Origin of the sequence: Arthrobacter sp. R4, assembly GCF_051365025.1 — a bacterium.
GTDB lineage: Bacteria > Actinomycetota > Actinomycetes > Actinomycetales > Micrococcaceae > Arthrobacter.
The window spans coordinates 1-1,732 of sequence record NZ_JBLWIJ010000060.1 but is presented as its reverse complement, the minus strand read 5'-3'; the positions used below and the strand labels follow the sequence as shown (position 1 = coordinate 1,732).

Here is a 1,732-nt window from a genome sequence, read left to right as displayed (position 1 = left end):
GATCTGTAGGTGCTCCTTAGAAAGGAGGTGATCCAGCCGCACCTTCCGGTACGGCTACCTTGTTACGACTTAGTCCCAATCGCCAGTCCCACCTTCGACAGCTCCCTCCCACAAGGGGTTAGGCCACCGGCTTCGGGTGTTACCAACTTTCGTGACTTGACGGGCGGTGTGTACAAGGCCCGGGAACGTATTCACCGCAGCGTTGCTGATCTGCGATTACTAGCGACTCCGACTTCATGGGGTCGAGTTGCAGACCCCAATCCGAACTGAGACCGGCTTTTTGGGATTAGCTCCACCTCACAGTATCGCAACCCTTTGTACCGGCCATTGTAGCATGCGTGAAGCCCAAGACATAAGGGGCATGATGATTTGACGTCGTCCCCACCTTCCTCCGAGTTGACCCCGGCAGTCTCCTATGAGTCCCCGCCATCACGCGCTGGCAACATAGAACGAGGGTTGCGCTCGTTGCGGGACTTAACCCAACATCTCACGACACGAGCTGACGACAACCATGCACCACCTGTGAACCGGCCCCAAAGGGGAAACCACATTTCTGCGGCGGTCCGGTCCATGTCAAGCCTTGGTAAGGTTCTTCGCGTTGCATCGAATTAATCCGCATGCTCCGCCGCTTGTGCGGGCCCCCGTCAATTCCTTTGAGTTTTAGCCTTGCGGCCGTACTCCCCAGGCGGGGCACTTAATGCGTTAGCTACGGCGCGGAAAACGTGGAATGTCCCCCACACCTAGTGCCCAACGTTTACGGCATGGACTACCAGGGTATCTAATCCTGTTCGCTCCCCATGCTTTCGCTCCTCAGCGTCAGTTAATGCCCAGAGACCTGCCTTCGCCATCGGTGTTCCTCCTGATATCTGCGCATTTCACCGCTACACCAGGAATTCCAGTCTCCCCTACATCACTCTAGTCTGCCCGTACCCACCGCAGATCCGGAGTTGAGCCCCGGACTTTCACGGCAGACGCGACAAACCGCCTACGAGCTCTTTACGCCCAATAATTCCGGATAACGCTTGCGCCCTACGTATTACCGCGGCTGCTGGCACGTAGTTAGCCGGCGCTTCTTCTGCAGGTACCGTCACTTTCGCTTCTTCCCTACTGAAAGAGGTTTACAACCCGAAGGCCGTCATCCCTCACGCGGCGTCGCTGCATCAGGCTTGCGCCCATTGTGCAATATTCCCCACTGCTGCCTCCCGTAGGAGTCTGGGCCGTGTCTCAGTCCCAGTGTGGCCGGTCACCCTCTCAGGCCGGCTACCCGTCGTCGCCTTGGTGAGCCATTACCTCACCAACAAGCTGATAGGCCGCGAGTCCATCCAAAACCACAAAAAGCTTTCCACCCCCCACCATGCGATGAGGAGTCATATCCGGTATTAGACCCAGTTTCCCAGGCTTATCCCAGAGTTAAGGGCAGGTTACTCACGTGTTACTCACCCGTTCGCCACTAATCCACCAGCAAGCTGGCATCATCGTTCGACTTGCATGTGTTAAGCACGCCGCCAGCGTTCATCCTGAGCCAGGATCAAACTCTCCGTTGAAGTAAAACAAAAACGAACACAACACAGCCACCACGGGAAAACGCGGCAACCACACTGCAAAATTTGAAACCAGCTGTAAAAACCAAACCACACCACAGGGGCGGCACGATCTGGCCAAAACAACCAATCAAAAAACAATTGGTATCAACAAACTTGGCACACTATTGAGTTCTCAAACAACAGACACA

Annotated in this window: 1 rRNA gene; it reads right to left on the bottom strand. The window is 55.4% G+C overall.

Annotated elements, in window-relative coordinates:
• Positions 1–20: 20 nt before the first annotated feature.
• A 16S ribosomal RNA gene (locus ACLKOZ_RS22420) occupies positions 21–1,544 on the bottom strand.
• Positions 1,545–1,732: the final 188 nt, after the last annotated feature.